This window comes from Actinomadura rupiterrae, assembly GCF_024172125.1.
In the GTDB taxonomy this organism is placed as follows: Bacteria; Actinomycetota; Actinomycetes; order Streptosporangiales; family Streptosporangiaceae; genus Spirillospora; species Spirillospora rupiterrae.
Genome location: NZ_JAMZEA010000010.1, coordinates 351,359 through 368,712, shown reverse-complemented (window position 1 = coordinate 368,712; position 17,354 = coordinate 351,359). Strand labels below are relative to the sequence as shown.

Here is a 17,354-nt window from a genome sequence, read left to right as displayed (position 1 = left end):
GGGGACTAAGGTCATAGGTGAGAAGGAAGCCCCCTCATGGCCTCACCGCGATCACGCTAACACTCAGGCCGGGATCAGGTCACGCAGGTTTTCCGGCGTGACCACCTCGCTGCCCGCAGGCAGTCCCTCGGGCCGTTCGAGACCGAGGTAGATGACCGGACGGCCGTCCTCCAGCGGGGTCGTCCCGTCCCAGCGGACGACCTCGGTGCCCTGCCCGGCCATCAGGTCCACCAGGTGCGCGACGGTCAGGTAGCGGCGGTCGGCGAACGCGCGCAGCAGCGCCGTGACCGTCACCCGGTTCTGCTCGACCCGGTTCTGGGCCGGCATGCCCTGTAGGTACAGGTGCAGCCAGAGGGCCGTCCACGCGCCGTCGCGGCCGCGCTGGAACACCAGCGGCAGCGCGACCCGGCCGGGGCCGCGCAGGTCCGACTTCATCCGGACGGTCCGCGCCTCGAACGGGCGTCCCGCCTGGTCGAGGTCGCGCGTCATGAACCCGAAGAACGACTCCTCGACCTCGTCGAAGCCCTCGCCGGAGTAGATGTTCACCTGCGGCAGGATGGACTCGCCGGTGAACCGCGACAGCCGGATGTTGATGAACTCGCTCGCGCCCTCGGGAGCGGTGACGATGTCGCCGGAATGCTCGCCCGCGCCGTCCCGCAGGTTGGTGTAGGAGATCCACGCCGGGTTGGCGTACCCGGCGTCCAGCATGAGCGCCGACAGGTCGTAGTCGGTGCTGTGGGTCCGCTGCTTCCAGTACATGAAGAAGCGCAGCACCTCGCCCTCGACGCGCGAGCGGGACCCGCGCGGCAGCACGCCGAGGCCCGCCGCCGCGGCGCGCCCGCTGAGCGGGAGCGCGACGTCCAGCATGTCCGGATGGACCAGCAGCCGCTCGGGGACGGGCAGCCGCCGCGCGATCTCCGCGTCCAGCAGGACGCCCAGCCGCTCGCGCACCGGCGCGGGAATCGGCGCGCGCGCCTCCGGCGCCATCCACGCCCGCCCGCGCCGGTTGACGAACACCCGGTACGGCCCGTCGTACGCGCCCTTCGTGCCGCGCTTGCCCCGCTTCTTCCGCGCTTCGGGAACCGCGTGCCCCTGGACGTCCCCGCGCACGGCAGGCTTCGCGCTCTCGTCCAGGCCCGCGCGGTTGCTTCCCGTCACGCGGTTGTCCAGGTGCTCGCGCAGCGAGAGGAGGACGCGGCCCGAGACGTCCTTGGCGGTGCGTTCGGCGGCGGCGAGGACGGCCTCCTGCTCGGCGGGGAGCAGCGGCAGGCGCAGCAGCCGGTCCAGCGCGCGGAAGAGGCGTCCGGGCATGGCCGACAGGAGGTCCAGCACGCCGCGGACGTCGCCCGCCGCGAGCAGCGCCTCGATCCGGGCGTCCGGGGTCGGCGCGGCCCTGTCACCGCGCGCGACGGCGAAGGCGCTGGCGGCGTGCGGCCAGCGCGGGTACTCGTGCGGGTGCAGGCGCTCGCCGAGGCGCTTCCAGCGCTCGCGGTGGACGCCGACGTCGGCGAGCTTGCCCGGCGCGTCCGCGATCACGGCGTCGAGGCCGCCGAGCAGGACGCGGCGGACGCGGCGCGGGAAGGCCGGGAAGCGGGTCGGCTCCTGGAGCGTCACGTCGCCGCCCGCGAGCGCGCAGGCGAGGCGCAGCACGTCGGTCGCCGTGTCGAGCAGCGGCTCGGCGCCGGCCTCGACCCGCGCGGCGTTGATGACGGCGCGGATCTCCCGCACCGGGATCTCCGCGGGCTGCGGGCCGTGCACGCACTGCGCCGCGAGGACGGCCAGGTCGCGCGCGTCGTCCTCGTTCAGCGGGGTCGGGCTGCCGCCGAGCGACAGGTACAGCCGCCGGACCTCCGCGTCCAGGTCGGCGCCGAGGTGCAGGACGGTCACGCGGTCGCGGGCGGAGGCGATCAGCTCGTGCTGGACGGCCAGCATCCGCTCGTAGGTGTGCTGGTACTCGCCGTAGCCCGGGAGCGTGAGCAGGTCCAGGACGCCCTCGGACAGCAGCGCCGCGGCCTTCTCCTGGTCGGCGGCGTCGAGGAAGGTCGCGCGGACGCGGTCCATCCAGAACTCGAAGGTGTCCGGGACGTTCTTCGGGAACGCGATGAAGTAGGTGTTGTGCCGCACGTGCTCGCCGACCATCTCCCGGACGGTCGCGAGCGTGCGGACCGCGAGGCTGACGACGGTCTGGCCGTCCAGCCGAGACAGCGCGGCGAGCAGGTCGCCCGACAGCTTGAACCCGGCCGCCATCAGCGCCACGTCGAACCGGCGCGCCGCCTCCGCGCCGTCCCCGGTCGCCGCGGTCGCCGGTCCTGCCGGCGCCGGTCCGGCGGGCACGGGGACGCGGCGGGCGTGCCGGACGACGAGGGACTCCAGGTCGGTCTTCATCCGGCCATCGTGGCAAACCGGGATCGTCAGGGCATTCCGTTTTCGAGCTCCCGCCGCAGCACCCCCGGCGCCTCGGCCAGGGACGGCCCGTACCAGGTGAGGTGCCGCCCGCCGACCAGCGCGAACGGCACGCCGGGGAACGCCTCGGGGCCGTCCTCGGCGGTGAAGGCGTACGGCTCGTCCGGCAGGACGACCAGGTCCGGCCGCGCCGCGTTCAGCTCCTCGACCGGGATCTTCGGGTACCGGTCGGGATGCTCGGCGTAGAGGTTCTCCACGCCGAGGCGGCGCAGCACGTCGCCGGTGAAGGTGTCCCGGCCGACGACCATCCACGGCCGCCGCCAGATCGGGATGACCGCGCGGCGCGGCGGGGAGAGCGGCTCGACCGCGGCCCAGGCGCGCTCGGCCTCGTCCAGCCAGGCGGGCGAGGGCAGCCCGCAGCCGTCCACCAGCATCGCGCGCAGCTGCGGGAACGCGTCGTCCACCGTGCGGATGTCGGTCATCCAGACCCGGATCCCGGCGGCACGCAGCAGCGCGATGTCGGGCGGGCGGTTCTCCTCGGCGTTCGCGAGCACCACGTCCGGGCGCAGCGCCTTGACCGCCTCCAGGTCGGGGTTCTTGGTGCCGCGCACGCGCGTGACCGCGAGGTCGGCGGGGTGGCTGCACCAGTCGGTCGCGCCGACCAGGACCTCCGGTGCCGTCGCCGCGACCGACTCGGTCAGCGACGGCACCAGCGAGACGACTCTCATGCCCGCGAGACTCTCACGTCCACCGCTCCCCGGCTCCGGGCGGGTCAGACGTTGCGGCGGTACTGGCCGCCGACCTCGAAGAACGCGTCGGTGATCTGCTGGAGGCTGCAGACGCGCGCCGCGTCCATCAGCACGGCGAACACGTTGTCGCCGGAGCGGGCGGCCTCCTTCAGCGCGGTGAGCGCCGCCTCCGCGTCGCCCTGGTGCGCGGCCTGGTAGGCGCGGACGCGGTCCAGCTGCGACTGCTTCTCGGCCTCGGTCGCGCGCGCCAGCTCCAGCGAGGCGCCGTGCTCGTGGTCGCCGTTCGGGTTGCGGAAGTAGTTGACGCCGACGATCGGCAGCGTCCCGTCGTGCTTGCGCTGCTCGTACAGCATCGACTCGTCCTGGATGCGGCCGCGCTGGTAGCCGGTCTCCATCGCGCCGAGCACGCCGCCGCGCTCGCTGATCCGGTCGAACTCGGCGAGCACCGCCTCCTCCACCAGGTCGGTCAGCTCGTCGATGATGAACGACCCCTGGAGGGGGTTCTCGTTCATCGCCAGGCCCCACTCCTTGTTGATGATGAGCTGGATGGCCAGGGCGCGCCGGACCGAGTCGGCGGTCGGGGTGGTGACGGCCTCGTCGTAGGCGTTGGTGTGCAGGCTGTTGCAGTTGTCGTAGATCGCGATGAGCGCCTGCAGCGTGGTGCGGATGTCGTTGAAGTGCATCTCCTGCGCGTGCAGGGACCGCCCGGACGTCTGGACGTGGTACTTCAGCTTCTGGCTGCGCTCGTTGGCGCCGTACCGCTCGCGCATGGCGACGGCCCAGATGCGGCGGGCGACGCGTCCGATGACGTTGTACTCGGGGTCCATGCCGTTGGAGAAGAAGAACGACAGGTTCGGCGCGAAGTCGTCGATGTCCATCCCGCGCGCCAGGTAGGACTCCACGTAGGTGAACCCGTTGGCCAGGGTGAACGCGAGCTGGCTGATGGGGTTCGCCCCGGCCTCGGCGATGTGGTAGCCGGAGATCGACACCGAGTAGAAGTTGCGGACGCCGTTGGCGATGAACCACTCCTGGATGTCGCCCATCATCCGCAGGCTGAACTCGGTGGAGAAGATGCAGGTGTTCTGGCCCTGGTCCTCCTTGAGGATGTCGGCCTGGACGGTCCCGCGGACGGTCGTCAGCACCCGGGCGCGGATCCCGGCGGCCTCGGCGTCCGACGGCTCGCGGCCGTGCTCCTCGCGGAACGCCTCGATCCCCTGGTCGATGGCGGTGTTGAGGAAGAACGCCAGGATCGTCGGGGCCGGGCCGTTGATGGTCATCGACACCGAGGTCGTCGGCGAGGACAGGTCGAACCCGTCGTAGAGCGCCTTCATGTCGTCCAGCGTCGCGATCGACACGCCGGACGTGCCGACCTTGCCGTACACGTCGGGACGCTCGTCGGGGTCGCGGCCGTACAGCGTCACCGAGTCGAACGCGGTGGACAGGCGCGTCGCGGGCTGGCCCTCGCTGAGGAGCTTGAACCGGCGGTTGGTGCGGAACGGGTCGCCCTCGCCGGCGAACATCCGCGCCGGGTCCTCGTTGTCGCGCTTGAACGGGAACACCCCGGCGGTGAAGGGGAACCGGCCGGGCAGGTTCTCCCGGCGCAGGAAGCGCAGCAGCTCGCCGTGGTCCTCGTAGCGCGGCAGCGCCACGCGCGGGATGCGGTTGCCCGACAGCGACTCGCGCGTCAGCGTTGTGCGGATCTCCTTGTCCCGGATGCGGACGACCTGCTCGTCCCCGGAGTAGGCCTCGACGGTCGCGGGCCACTGCGCGATGAGCTCGGCGGCCTCGGGCGCGACGGCGCGGCGCGCCTCCTCCAGCTTCGCGTCGATCTCGCCGGTGTCGGTCAGCTCGTCCCGGACGAGCTCCAGCCGCTGCGCGCGGCGGGCGGCCGCGACCTGCTTCTCGGTCTCGGCGTGGTAGCCACGGACGGTCTCGGAGATGTCCGACAGGTACCGGATGCGGTTCGGCGGGATGATCTGCGCGGCGCCGGTGGAGACCTTGGTGGTCGCCTTCGGGAGCGTGCCGTCCTCCAGCCGCAGCCCGTGCTCGCCGAGCGCGCCGGCCAGGTGCTGGTACAGGGCGGTGACGCCGTCGTCGTTGAAGGTCGCGGCGGACGTGCCGAACACCGGCATGTCCTCGGGCCTGGCCCCGAACGCCTCGCGGTTGCGGATCAGCTGGCGGGACACGTCGCGCAGCGCGTCGGCGGCGCCGCGCCGCTCGAACTTGTTGATCGCCACGACGTCCGCGAAGTCCAGCATGTCGATCTTCTCCAGCTGGGACGCGGCGCCGAACTCGGGCGTCATCACATACAGCGAGACGTCCACCAGCGGGACGACCGCGGCGTCGCCCTGCCCGATGCCCGGCGTCTCCAGGATGATCAGGTCGTACCCGGCGGCCTTCAGCGCGGCGATCATGTCGTCGGCGTGGTCGGGCAGCTCGCGCGCGCCGCGGGTGGCCAGGGACCGGAAGAACACCCGGTCGCCGTCCAGGGAGTTCATCCGGATGCGGTCGCCGAGCAGCGCGCCGCCGCCGCGCCGCCGGGTCGGGTCGACCGCGAGCACCGCGACGCGCAGCTTGTCCTGCTGGTCGACGCGCAGCCGCCGGACCAGCTCGTCGGTGAGCGAGGACTTGCCGGAGCCGCCGGTGCCGGTGATGCCGAGCACGGGGACGCTCCGGGAGGCGGCCGCCTCGCGCAGCGCGTCCACCTGGTCGTAGCGTCCGGCCTGGAGGCAGGTGAGCGCGCGGGCGAGGGCGCGCCGGTCCCCCGACAGCACCTCGTCCACCCCGGACGGCTCGGCGGCCAGGTCCACGTCGGCGTCCCGGACCAGCTCGTTGATCATGCCGGGCAGGCCGAGGCGCTGGCCGTCCTCGGGGGAGAAGATCTTCACTCCGGCGCCCGCGAGCCGGGTGATCTCGGCGGGGACGATCACTCCCCCGCCGCCGCCGAACACCCGCACGTGCTCGGCCCCGGCCTCCTTCAGGCTGCGCGCCAGGTACTCGAAGTACTCCACGTGGCCGCCCTGGTAGGAGCTGATCGCCACGCCCTGGGCGTCCTCCTCCAGCACCGCGTCCACGACCTCGCGCACCGACCGGTCGTGCCCGAGGTGCACCACCTCGGCGCCCTGCCCCTGCAGGATGCGCCGCATGATGTTGATGGCCGCGTCGTGCCCGTCGAACAGGGCGGCCGCCGTGACGAACCGCACCGGGTGCACCGGCACGTGCAGCGATCCCGACATCACAACTCCTTGGACATCCAATATTTAGAAGTTAAAATAATAACCGTGAGCGAATCGGTCAAGGGCGGCGGGGTGCCGTACGGTAGGGCCGTGACCGGCCGAAACTCCCTGGACCCGATCGCCGAGGCGCACCGCCAGTGGAGCGCGCGGTGGCCCGCCCACGCCGACCAGATGGCGGCCGTGACCTCGGTGATGCGCGCCCAGCAGCTGCTGCTGAGCCGGGTCGAGGCGGTGCTGAAGCCCTACGGCCTCACCTTCGCCGCCTACGAGGCCCTGCGCCTGCTGGCCTTCACCCGCACCGGCACCCTCCCCATGGGCAAGATGGGCGAGCGCCTGATGGTGCACGCCGCCTCGGTCACCAACGTGATCGGGCGCCTGGAGGCCCGCGGCCTGGTCGGCCGCCGCCCCTCCCCCGACGACCGCCGGGTCGTCCTCGCGACGATCACCGGCGCGGGCCGCGACCTGGCCGAGACCGCCACCGCCGCCCTGCACGACGCCGACTTCGGTCTCCCCGGACTCTCCCCCGCCCAGGCCGCCGCAATCACCGGCGCCCTGCACGCCGTCCGCGCCTCCGCCGGCGACCTCCCCCGCAACCCGCCCGCTCACGATTCCACGAGGGACGCTGCGCGGGACGAGGGCCTGCCGGGCGGGCCCGCGGAGGGCGAGGCGGTGCCGGATGTCCACGGGAGTGGCGTCCGGGCCGCAGACGAAGCGGGCTGACCCGGCTTACGGTCGGGGCATGGCCTTCGAGCTGCTCTGCGAGATCGAGCCCCCGACCCGTCCGGACCTGTCCCGCGTGCGGCACCAGATCGAGGTGCTCGGCCCGGTCGCGGGCTCCTTCCTGGTCCCCGACACCCGCGTCGGGCAGGCGACGGTGTCCAGCCTGACCGTCGCGCACGAGGTCGCCGCGCTCGGCGCGGCGCCGGTGGCCTGCCTGAACTCCCGCGACCGCAACCTGGTGGGGCTGCGCCGCGACCTGCTGACGGCGGCGACCTACGGCGTGCGGCGGCTGCTGTTCGTCTACGGCGACCGGCCGAGCGCGGGCGGGCGCGCCGGGGACCTGACCGTCCGGACGATGATCGACGAGGCGCGCGCCTTCGAGGACGCGCCGCCGTTCGAGGTCGGCGTCACCACCGGGCTGCGCCCCGTCCCGGCGTGGAAGCGCGCCGCCGACTTCGTCCTGACGCAGGTCACCTACGCGACGGACGACCTGATGCGCTGGCGCGACACCGCCGCCCTGGACGGTCCGGTCTACGCGGGCGTGCTGGTGCTGGCCAGCGGCCGGATGGCGCGCCGGGTCACCGCTGCCATGCCCGACATCGCGATCCCGGACGACCTGGTGGACGCGGTCGACCGCGACCCCGACGCGGGTGTGGACGCCGCGTGCGCGCAGATCGAGGCGATCAGGGCCTCGGGCGCGTTCGACGGCGTCCACCTGGTGCCGGTGTCGCGGTACGCCGACGTGGCAGCGCGGCTCGGAGCCCGCGGGTTCAGCCGCTCCAGCGGTCGCCGGTAAGCGTGGTCAGGCTGTCCAGCGGTCGCCGGTGAGGCGCTCGTAGACCTCGACGTAGCGGGCGCGGGTGGCCTCGACGATGTCCTCGGGGATCTCGGGGCCGGGCGGGGTGCGGTCCCAGTCGACGGTGGCCGACCAGTCGCGGACGAACTGCTTGTCCAGCGAGTTCTGGGTGCGTCCGGGCGCGTACTCGTCGGCGGGCCAGAACCGGGACGAGTCGGGCGTCAGCACCTCGTCGCCGAGCACCAGCGTGCCGTCGGCGGCGCGGCCGAACTCCAGCTTGGTGTCGGCGATGATGATCCCGCGGTCCAGGGCGAGCGCGGCGCCGCGCCGGTAGACCTCCAGCGTGGTCTCGCGGAGCCGCGCGGCGGTGTCGGCGCCGATCTGCGCGGCCATCTCGTCATAGGTGATGAACTCGTCGTGGCCTTCGGTCGCCTTGGTCGTCGGTGTGAAGATCGGCTCGGGCAGGCGGTCGGACTCGACCAGCCCGGGCGGCAGCTCGACGCCGGAGACCCGGCCGTCCTTCTGGTACTGCTTGAGTCCGAGCCCGGTGAGGTAGCCGCGCGCGATCCACTCCACCGGCAGCATCGTGAGCCGCTGCACGCGCAGCGCCCGCCCGGCGAACTCGGCGGGCACGTCGGTCGCCGAGATCACGTGGTTGGGGACGACGTCCGCGAGCTGCTCGAACCACCACAGCGACAGCCGCGTGAGGATCTTCCCCTTGTCGGGCACCTCGGTCGGCAGCACCACGTCGTACACGCTCACCCGGTCGGTGGCGACCAGGACCAGGTCGTCCCCGTCGGCGTAGACGTCGCGGACCTTGCCCGAGTGGATCAGTTCCATGCGGATCGTTGCCCTCAGCTCTCGTTTCCCCAGGTCGTCCGACCAGGAGTGTAACGGGACGCCCCGGCCCCGGGCGGCCGGGGCCCGGAGGCGAGGCCGGGGGCCGGGGCGTCCGCTGCGGTCAGCCGCGCATGGCTGCGGTCAGCCGCGGCGGGAGTTCTTCGGCAGGGTGTCGGTCCACTCGGCGACGATGGTCATGTAGTGGCCCTTCTCCATCGTCATGAAGCCGCCCTGGTAGTCGACGTACTCGGACGAGTTGATCATCCGGCCGGTCGTCGGGTCGAGCACCACGTCCTGCGTGCCGCCGTCCGGCCCCGGCATCGGAAGCCGCAGGCCCTGCCCGCCGCGCACCGGGCCGAGGCTCTTCACCTCGGACGCGGCCGCCAGCGCGCGGAACGCCGCGGCGCGGACCTTCGCGGTGACCGGCGCCTGCGTGGACAGGACGAACAGGTCGTCCAGGACCTGGATCCGCCGGTCCTTGGCGTTCAGCTCGCCCGCGCTGGTGCGGATGTGCGCGTCCTTGACGAGGGTCGTCAGCCGCTTGACCAGCGCGTCCGGATCGGACGGCAGCGCGCGGACCTCCTCGAAGCTGAGCACCGGCCCGCCGATGCGGAACCCGCGCTCGCCGAAGCGGTCGAGCCACGGCTTGTAGTCGGTCTTGGCGCCGCTGGAGTAGTGCCGTCCGTCGTGCAGGAACCAGCGGTCGTAGGACTGGTCCGGAACGATCTTGCCCTGCGCGTCCTTCTCCAGCATGGCCAGGTGCCAGTACTTGCCGATGCGCTCCGGCTCGCGCGCGGCGCTCTCGGCCGCGACCAGGAACACCTGGCGGGTGCTCATCGCGGTCGCGGCGGGGCTCGCGCCCGCGCGCGGCCCGGTCCCGTGCGTGGTCGCCGTGCCGGACGAGCCGGCCAGCAGCGCGACGGCCACCCCTGCGGCGGCGACGCCGGTCAGGCCGGTGCCGCCGAGCGCCCACAGTATGCGGCGGCGGCCGTGGGACGCGGTGGTACCGCCGCCCCGCATGGCGTTCTGGAGCTGGTGGCGGCGGCGGTCCACCACGTCGGACGAGGGGTCGTCCTTGGCCAGGGTGTCGGCTATGGCCAGCAGGTCGTCATCCATGGAACTTCTCCTTGTCGAGGGCCTTGCCGAGCTTGCGGCGGGCGCGGCTCAGGCGGGAGCCGACGGTGCCGTAGGAGATGCCGAGCGCCTCGGCGATCTCGTCGTGGCCGAGCTGGGCCAGCGCCAGCAGCAGCAGGACGTCCCGCTCGCCCTGGTTGAGGGAGGCGAGCGCGCTGGCCAGCTCGGGCCGCATCCGGCGGGCGGCCACGGCGGTCAGCACGCCGTTCTCGTGGCTGCCCTCCGCCGGTTGCGCGCCGCTGCGCGACAGGGCCCTGTAGTGCCGGGCCTCTTGGCGGCGGTGCCGGGCGATGAGGTTGGTGGCGATGCCGAACAGCCAAGGGCGCAGGCCGCCGCGTTCGGGGTCGAAGCGGTCGCGGGTGGCGAACGCCGTGCAGAACGTCTCGGCGGCGATGTCCTCGCCCGCCTGCGTGTCGAGCCGTCCGGCCGCGTAGCGGTACACGTCGCGGAAGTACCGGTCGTACACGAGGGTGAACAGGTCGGGATCGCGGCGGATCGCCGCCGCCAGCCGCGCGTCGTCCATCCCGCCGGCCGGCTCGCCGTCCCGGGCGCCGCCGCCCGGCCCGCCGGCCGGGTGGGCGGCGGGCCCGCCGGCATGTCGCGCACGGCCGGACGCCAGGTCGGCGGTCACGCGATCAGATCCATCATGGGCGTCTCCGCGGAGGGTTTCGGTTGATCGGACACCCATGCTTCACCGATCGCGCCGATCGCTTTCCCGGTGCGGGCGGGACGGGAGTGGCGGGTACCGGTTCGGGCCATAACGGGATGGGTATAGCTGGAGGAGAAAAGGGTTGAGCTCCTCCCCTGACATGCCGTCCGCCCGCCTTCATAGAGTCTGCGATGTATCCACCCGTTTGACGCTGTTCTGCGTGTGGCCGTCCGGCACATCGGCGTGCCGGGCGGACGGGGACGAAGGAGGACAGGCGATGGGCGAACCGGCGAGCGGCCGTCCGGACGGTGAAGCCCTCACCTACGGCGGCTACCTGGCGCTGGACCGGCTGCTGGACTGCCAGGAGCCGCGCACCCGCGCGCACGACGAGCTGCTGTTCGTGATCATCCACCAGGTGTACGAGCTGTGGTTCAAGCAGATCCTGCACGAGGCGGACCTGCTGCAGCGGCGGCTGGAGGACGGCGACAGCGCCGGTGCGCTCGGCACCGCGCGCCGGATCGCCAAGATCCTCAAGACCGTGGTCGGGCAGCTGGACGTGCTGGAGACCATGACCCCGCGCCAGTTCGCCTCCTTCCGCGACGCGCTCGGCACCTCCAGCGGGTTCCAGTCGGCGCAGTTCCGGCAGATCGAGGCGGTGCTCGGCCGCCGCACCTTCCCCGCGTCCGACCTGCGCGACGACGAGGGCCTGAAGGCCGCGGTCGCGCGCCGCTCGCTGATGGACTCGCTGATGCGCTACCTGTCCGCGCACGGCTACCCCGTCCCGGACGCGGCGCTGCGGCGCGACCCGTCGGCGCCGTGGCGGTCCGACCCGGGCGTCCAGGAGGCGCTGCTGAAGGTGTACGCCGACGACGGCGGCCCCGCCGCCGAGGTGTGCGAGGCGCTCGTGGACATCGACGAGGGCGTCCAGGAGTGGCGGTACCGGCACGTGAAGATGGTCGAGCGGACGATCGGCGCCAAGCTCGGCACCGGCGGCTCGGCCGGGGCCGACTACCTGCGCTCCACCCTGTTCGTCCCGGCCTTCCCGGACCTGTGGGAGGTCCGCTCGCGCATCGACGAGACCGTCACCACCGAACCGTCCGCCGCCACGGAGCGAAGCGCCGCCACCGAAACGCCCGCCGCCACAGAAGCGTCCGCCGACACCGGGCGGAGCGCCGATACCGGAACGTCCGCCGACACTGGGCGGAGCGCCGCCAACGGAACGTCCGCCGGTAGCGAGGGGAGCGGCGACGATGCCGAGTGAGACGTCCGGGGTGGCCCCGCAGGGGGAGGCGCGGCGCGTCGCCGTGGTCGGCGCGGGCCTGGCGGGCGCGCTGCTGGCGACCCTGCTGGGACGCCGCGGCATCGCGGTGACGGTGTACGAGCGGCGTCCGGACCCGCGCGTGGCGGGGGCCGAGCGCGGCCGGTCGATCAACCTGGCGATCTCCGCGCGCGGGCTGGCCGCGCTGGAGCAGGTCGGGCTGCGCGAGTCCGCGCTCGCGCGGGCGCTGCCGATGCACGGCCGGATGGTGCACCCTCGCGGCGGCGCGACCAACTTCCAGTCCTACAGCGCCGACGGCACGCGCGCGATCAACTCGATCAGCCGCGCCGAGCTGAACGCCGCGCTGCTGGACACCGCCGAGGCGACGCCCGGCGTGACGCTGCGGTTCGAGCACAAGGTCAGCGGTGTGGACACCGCGTCCGGCAAGCTCACCCTGGACGGTCCGGACGGCACGGTCACCGAGTCCGCCGACGTCGTCTTCGCCGGGGACGGCGCCTACAGCGCGGTCCGGCGCGGCGTCCGGCCGGGCGGCGCGTTCGACGTCGACACCGACTTCCTGGAGCACGGGTACAAGGAGCTGACGATCCCGCCGCGCGGCGGCGACTTCGCGCTCGACCCCGACGCGCTGCACATCTGGCCGCGCGGCACCGCCATGATGATCGCGCTGCCGAACCTGGACCGGTCGTTCACCTGCACGCTGTTCTGGCCCAAGGACGACTTCGACGCGCTGTCCACCCCCGAGGCGGTCACCGCGCACTTCCGGCGGCACTACCCCGACGTCGCCGACCTGATGCCGGACCTCGCCGACGACTTCGCGCAGAACCCGGTCGGGTCGCTGGTCACCGTCCGGGCGTGGCCGTGGGTGCGGACCGGCGAGGGCGCCTCGGTGGCGCTGCTCGGCGACGCCGCGCACGCGATCGTCCCGTTCTTCGGGCAGGGCGCCAACTGCGCGTTCGAGGACTGCATCGAGATCGACCGCTGCCTGGACGAGACGGGCGGCGACTGGCCCGCCGCGCTGGCGCTGTACCAGGAGCGCCGCAAGGCCAACACCGACGCGATCGCCGAGATGGCGCTGGAGAACTTCGTGGAGATGCGCGACAAGGTCGCGTCCCCGGTCTTCCGCGCCAAGCAGGCCGCCGTGCACGCCCTGGAACGGCGCCTCGCCGGACGCTACGTCTCCCGCTACGAACTCGTGTCGTTCTCGACGCTCCCCTACGCGGAGATCCCGGCCCGGATCAGGAAGCAGAACCTCGCCGTCGCCGGGGCGGCCGCCGGGGCCACGGTCCTGACCGCCGCCGCCGTCCGCCTGCTCCGCGCCCGCTCACGACGTCGCCGCTAGCGTCCTGCGACGTCTCGCAACCGCTGAGACGTCGCACAGCCGCGGGAACGTTGCCCGAACGCTGTGACATCGCGTCCGACGCGGGTCAGACGCGCGTCCGACGCGGGTCACGTCGCCGCTGAGGCGCGTTTGCGTTCCTTGGCGGGCGTCCGGGTGCCGCTGGGGACGATCTCGACGGTGATCTGCTTCATCAAGGGCTGGTCGCTCTGCCGGCTGTAGTCGTCGATCGGGCACAGGACGTTCAGCTCCGGCATGTAGCCGGTCGCGCAGCCGCGCGGGATGTCGTAGGCGACCGCGCGGTAGCCGTAGACCGAGCGCTCCGAGCCGTCCTTGGCGAAGGAGGTGAGGTCGATCAGGTCGAACTCCTTCAGGCCCCGGTCGGCCATGTCGGCGGGGTTCATGAACACCAGCGTGCGCAGGTTGCGGACGCCGCGGTACCGGTCCTCGTCGGAGTAGATCGTGGTGTTCCACTGGTCGTGGGAGCGGACGGTGCTGAGCATGAGCCGTCCCTCGCCGGGCGTGACGTCGCCGAGGTCCGCGGTGTTGAACTCGGCCTTGCCCGACGGGGTCTCGAACACCCGCTCGCGTGCGGCCTGGCGCAGCCGGAACCCCATCGGCTGCCGGACGCGCCGGTTGAAGTCCTCGAACCCTTCGAGGCACCTGGCCATGACGTCCCGGATCCGGTCGTAGTCCTCGGCGTAGGACTCGTACGGGGTCGTGCTGCCGGGCAGGGTCGCGCGGGCCATCCCGGCGAGGATCGCGATCTCCGAGCGCAGGTGCGGGGACGCCGGGCGCTTCATACCGCGCGACAGGTGCACCATGCTCATCGAGTCCTCGACGGTCAGGCCCTGGACCTCGCCGTCCGCGCGCCGGTCCTGCTCGCTGCGGGTGAGCGCGGGCAGGATCAGCGACTTCCTCCCGTGCACGATGTCGCTGCGGTTCAGCTTGGTCGAGACGTGCACGGTCAGGTCGCAGCGGCGCAGCGCCTCGAAGGTGTAGGCGGTGTCGGGGCAGGCCAGCGCGAAGTTGCCGGCCAGCGACACGAACACCTTCACCTTGCCCTCGTGCATCGCCTTGACGGTGTGCACGACGTCCAGGCCGGGCTCGCGCGGCGAGGTGAAGTCGTAGATCTCGTCCATCCGGTCGCAGAGGAACTCCGGCGCCCTGTGGTTGATGCCGCAGGTGCGGTTGCCCTGGACGTTGCTGTGCCCGCGCACCGGGCACGCGCCCGCGCCCTCGGTGCCGAGGTTGCCGCGCAGCAGCAGCACGTTGGCGATCTCGCGGATGGTGTCGACGGCGTGGTCGTGCTGGGTGATGCCGAGGCACCAGGCGATGATCGTCCGGTCCGAGCGCAGGTAGACGTCGGCCACCTCGCGGATCCGCGCCTCCCGGACGCCCGAGACCCGCTCCAGCTCGGCCCACGAGGTGCCCCGGACCAGCGCGGCGTAGTCGTCGAAGCCGCTGGTGTGCCGGTCGAGGAAGTCGCGGTCGATCGCGCGCGGCTCGGTCTCGGCCCTCTCCAGGACGGCCTTGGCGACACCGCGCAGCAGCGCCATGTCGCCGCCGATCCGCACCTGGACGTCCATCGTCCCGGTCGGGGTCGACTTGTTCAGGCCCATCGCGAGGAAGTCGTGCGGGACGATCGTCCGCCGCGCCGCGCCCTCGACCAGCGGGTTCACGTGGACGAGGGCGGCGCCGCGCCGGTAGGCCTTGGCGAGCGCGGTCAGCATCCGCGGCGCGTTGGACGCGGCGTTGTTGCCGAGCAGGATGATCGCGTCGGCCATGTCCCAGTCGTCGAGGTCGACGGTGCCCTTCGGCGTCCCGAGGGACGGGGTGAGCGCCTTCCCGCTGGCCTCGTGGCACATGTTCGAGCAGTCCGGGAGGTTGTTGGTGCCGAACTCGCGCACCCACAGCTGGTACAGGAACGAGCCCTCGTTGCTGAGCCGCCCGGAGGTGTAGAACGCGGCGAGGTCCGGATCGTCCAGGCCGCGGAGGGTCTGCCCGACCAGCTGGAACGCCTTCTCCCACGAGATCGGCACGTACTTGTCGGACGCCTCGTCGTACACCATCGGCTCGGTCAGCCGCCCGGCCTCTTCCAGGGCGTAGTCGCTCCAGGTCGCCAGCTCGGACACGGTGTGCGCGGCGAAGAACGCCCGGTCGGCCCGCTTGTGGGTCATCTCCCACGCGATGTGCTTGATGCCGTTCTCGCAGACGTCCAGCTTGAGGCCGTCGCGCGCGTCCGGCCAGGCGCAGCCCGGGCAGTCGAACCCGCCGTTCTCGTGGTTCATCGTCAGCAGCGCGCGGGGCAGCTCGACCACCTCGCGCGACCCGGCGAGGATCTCACCGACCTCCTTGGCCGCGCCCCACCCGGCCGTCGGATGCCGGTACTTCACGCGGGACGGCGGCCCGGCGCCGCCCGGTCCGAGGCCGAGCGCCGGGGAACCGGGCGCCCCCTGGCTCCTGATCTTCTCCTGGTCGCCGCCTTGCACGGGCGCCGCCCCCTCTCGTCTGTCCGTGTCGTTGCTCGGTGTCTCCCGCTGCGGCCGGATCATGCGACGCGGCTCGCGGGACGGTCGTATGGGACGGGTCTCATGGTGGGGTCGTATGGGACGGGTCTCATGGCGGGCTCATGCGACGGGGTTCAGGCGGCGGACGATCGGCTTGGCGCCCTGGCCGAACAGGTCGAACAGGCTGAGCACGAGTGCCGCCAGGACGAACCCGAACACCACCAGCAGGCCGTGCCGGAACGCGACCGCCCAATCCCCTTTGCTGTTCGCGACCGACGCGAAGAACACCGCGCCGACGCAGGCGATGCCGACCGCCGTCCCGACCCGCTGGCCGGTCTGCAGCACGCCCGCCGCGCTGCCGCCCTGCTGGAACGGCACCTCCGACAGCGTGATGGTCTGGTTCGGCGAGATCACCAGGCCGCTGCCGATACCCGCGACCAGCAGCGGCAGGACCGTCCACCAGGCCACGCCCTTGTCCGGATGCACCTCCACCGCCAGCCAGGTCAGCAGCAGCCCGACCACCACCAGCGCCAGGCCGACGCAGACCAGCGGACGTCCGAGCCGTCCGACCAGGCGGCCGCCGACCGCCGCGGAGACCCCCGACCCGAGCGCGAACGGCGTGATCGCCAAGCCCGCCGACAGCGGGCTGTAGTGCAGGCCGTTCTGCAGGTACAGGGTGAAGATGAAGAAGATCGAGGTGAACCCGGCGAAGTACAGCAGCGCGATCCCCGAGCCCAGCGAGTAGGAGCGCAGCCGGAACAGGCCCAGGTCCACCATCGGCGCGCCGGTGTGCCGCTCCCACGCCACGAACACCACCAGCAGCACCAGCCCGGCCACGACCAGCAGCCACTTGGCGTCGCCCTTCCACGTCCGCTCCTGGAGGAACGGCAGCATGATCGCGATGACCGCCGCGCCGAGCAGCACCACCCCGACCGGGTCCAGGCCCTGGCTCTTGCCGTACACCGGATCGGGCAGCAGCCGCCGCGCGAGCACCAGCGCGACGAGGCCGATCGGGATGTTGATCAGGAAGATCCAGCGCCAGCCGGAGCCCTCCCCGGCGATCTGGATCAGGATGCCGCCGAGCACCGGCCCGACCGCCGTCGCGATGCCGATCACCGCCCCCAGCGCGCCGAACGCCCGTCCCCGGTCCGCGCCCTGGAACAGCTGCTGGATCAGCCCGGCGACCTGCGGGGTCAGCACACCGCCCGCCATCCCCTGGACGAGCCGCGCCACCACCAGCCACAGCAGCGTCGGCGCGAGCCCGCACGCCGCGCTGGCCAGCGTGAACAGCGCCAGCCCGAACATGAACGTCGCCCGGCGGCTGCGAGCGTCCCCGATCCGTCCCGCCGCGACCAGCACCAGCCCGAAGGTCAGCGCGTACCCCGACAGGATCCACTGCAGCCCGCCCTCGGAGGCGTGCAGCGACGTCCGGATCGACGGCAGCGCCACGTTGACGATGCTGACGTCCAGCAGCGTCATGAACGCCGCCACCAGGCACACCGAGAGGGCCCGCCACGGGTGGACGCACGCGTGGGGCGACGCCGACTCGGTACTCACCCGACGAGACGTTCACCGCTCGGGAACCGGGCAAACCCGCCACGCAGAGCCCCCGACCATTCCAGTGCGCCCCCTTGCCCCCCGCTTTAGCCCACCCCGCTCCACGGCCGAGCGGGGACGTGCGCCGAGCGCGAAGCTGCGGACG

The 17,354-nt window shown here is 72.6% G+C and carries 12 protein-coding genes; 4 read left to right on the top strand and 8 right to left on the bottom strand.

The genetic code is table 11. The annotated features are described in order from the left end of the window. Window positions 1-63: 63 nt before the first annotated feature. The 3 genes from FHU30_RS33745 to icmF are packed head-to-tail and all read right to left on the bottom strand — an operon-like array spanning window position 64 to window position 6,388. Window positions 64-2,385 (bottom strand): TerD family protein, encoded by a 2,322-nt coding sequence (locus FHU30_RS33745; protein WP_253881525.1) that lies wholly within the window; start codon window positions 2,383-2,385, stop codon window positions 64-66. A gap of 26 nt (window positions 2,386-2,411) precedes the next feature. Further along, entirely contained in the window at window positions 2,412-3,131 is a 720-nt protein-coding gene (locus FHU30_RS33740) for a helical backbone metal receptor (RefSeq protein ID WP_253881523.1), read from the bottom strand. Between the two features lie 44 nt (window positions 3,132-3,175). After that, a complete protein-coding gene (gene icmF, locus FHU30_RS33735) occupies window positions 3,176-6,388 on the bottom strand; it encodes a fused isobutyryl-CoA mutase/GTPase IcmF (RefSeq protein WP_253881521.1) in 3,213 nt (1,070 codons plus the stop codon). Window positions 6,389-6,433: 45 nt separating this feature from the next. Between icmF and FHU30_RS33730 the strand changes: the two genes are divergently transcribed. Together FHU30_RS33730 and FHU30_RS33725 are read left to right on the top strand one after the other, a co-directional pair. Continuing rightward, on the top strand, window positions 6,434-7,108 hold the full coding sequence (locus FHU30_RS33730) for a MarR family winged helix-turn-helix transcriptional regulator (protein ID WP_308211449.1): 675 nt from the start codon (window positions 6,434-6,436) through the stop codon (window positions 7,106-7,108). A gap of 19 nt (window positions 7,109-7,127) precedes the next feature. After that, window positions 7,128-7,904: a methylenetetrahydrofolate reductase gene (locus FHU30_RS33725; protein WP_253881519.1), complete on the top strand. Its 777-nt coding sequence runs from the start codon at window positions 7,128-7,130 to the stop codon at window positions 7,902-7,904. Window positions 7,905-7,910: 6 nt separating this feature from the next. On the opposite strand, the gene FHU30_RS33720 is transcribed toward FHU30_RS33725, so the two are convergent. From FHU30_RS33720 to FHU30_RS33710, 3 genes are all read right to left on the bottom strand, one after another. Continuing rightward, a complete protein-coding gene (locus tag FHU30_RS33720) occupies window positions 7,911-8,744 on the bottom strand; it encodes a phosphoribosylaminoimidazolesuccinocarboxamide synthase (RefSeq protein ID WP_253881517.1) in 834 nt (277 codons plus the stop codon). A 141-nt stretch (window positions 8,745-8,885) separates the two neighbouring features. Further along, complete coding sequence (locus tag FHU30_RS33715; RefSeq protein WP_253881515.1) at window positions 8,886-9,860, bottom strand: CU044_5270 family protein; 975 nt, start codon at window positions 9,858-9,860, stop codon at window positions 8,886-8,888. Beyond that, window positions 9,853-10,509: an RNA polymerase sigma factor gene (locus FHU30_RS33710; protein WP_253881513.1), complete on the bottom strand. Its 657-nt coding sequence runs from the start codon at window positions 10,507-10,509 to the stop codon at window positions 9,853-9,855. The genes FHU30_RS33715 and FHU30_RS33710 overlap by 8 nt, the downstream gene beginning before the upstream one ends. A 295-nt stretch (window positions 10,510-10,804) precedes the next feature. Here FHU30_RS33710 and FHU30_RS33705 point away from each other — a divergent pair, with 295 nt between their 5' ends. Both FHU30_RS33705 and FHU30_RS33700 read left to right on the top strand, forming a co-directional pair. After that, window positions 10,805-11,788 (top strand): tryptophan 2,3-dioxygenase, encoded by a 984-nt coding sequence (locus FHU30_RS33705; RefSeq protein WP_253881511.1) that lies wholly within the window; start codon window positions 10,805-10,807, stop codon window positions 11,786-11,788. After that, complete coding sequence (locus FHU30_RS33700; protein ID WP_253881506.1) at window positions 11,778-13,145, top strand: FAD-dependent oxidoreductase; 1,368 nt, start codon at window positions 11,778-11,780, stop codon at window positions 13,143-13,145. The genes FHU30_RS33705 and FHU30_RS33700 overlap by 11 nt, the downstream gene beginning before the upstream one ends. Before the next feature lie 107 nt (window positions 13,146-13,252). On the opposite strand, the gene FHU30_RS33695 is transcribed toward FHU30_RS33700, so the two are convergent. Then, window positions 13,253-15,634: an FdhF/YdeP family oxidoreductase gene (locus tag FHU30_RS33695; protein WP_253881504.1), complete on the bottom strand. Its 2,382-nt coding sequence runs from the start codon at window positions 15,632-15,634 to the stop codon at window positions 13,253-13,255. Between the two features lie 138 nt (window positions 15,635-15,772). Beyond that, window positions 15,773-17,209, bottom strand: a complete 1,437-nt coding sequence (locus tag FHU30_RS33690) for an MFS transporter (protein ID WP_253881502.1) — start codon at window positions 17,207-17,209, stop codon at window positions 15,773-15,775. Between the last annotated feature and the right edge of the window lie 145 nt (window positions 17,210-17,354).

What these genes read in the sequence shown, in the direction of transcription:
- FHU30_RS33720 (WP_253881517.1), bottom strand. Translation starts at nt 8,744, where the DNA reads ATGGAACTGATCCACTCGGGCAAGGTCCGCGACGTCTACGCCGACGGG.
- FHU30_RS33745 (WP_253881525.1), bottom strand. Translation starts at nt 2,385, where the DNA reads ATGAAGACCGACCTGGAGTCCCTCGTCGTCCGGCACGCCCGCCGCGTC.
- FHU30_RS33715 (WP_253881515.1), bottom strand. Translation starts at nt 9,860, where the DNA reads ATGGATGACGACCTGCTGGCCATAGCCGACACCCTGGCCAAGGACGAC.
- FHU30_RS33740 (WP_253881523.1), bottom strand. Translation starts at nt 3,131, where the DNA reads ATGAGAGTCGTCTCGCTGGTGCCGTCGCTGACCGAGTCGGTCGCGGCG.
- FHU30_RS33700 (WP_253881506.1), top strand. Translation starts at nt 11,778, where the DNA reads ATGCCGAGTGAGACGTCCGGGGTGGCCCCGCAGGGGGAGGCGCGGCGC.
- icmF (WP_253881521.1), bottom strand. Translation starts at nt 6,388, where the DNA reads ATGTCGGGATCGCTGCACGTGCCGGTGCACCCGGTGCGGTTCGTCACG.
- FHU30_RS33705 (WP_253881511.1), top strand. Translation starts at nt 10,805, where the DNA reads ATGGGCGAACCGGCGAGCGGCCGTCCGGACGGTGAAGCCCTCACCTAC.
- FHU30_RS33725 (WP_253881519.1), top strand. Translation starts at nt 7,128, where the DNA reads ATGGCCTTCGAGCTGCTCTGCGAGATCGAGCCCCCGACCCGTCCGGAC.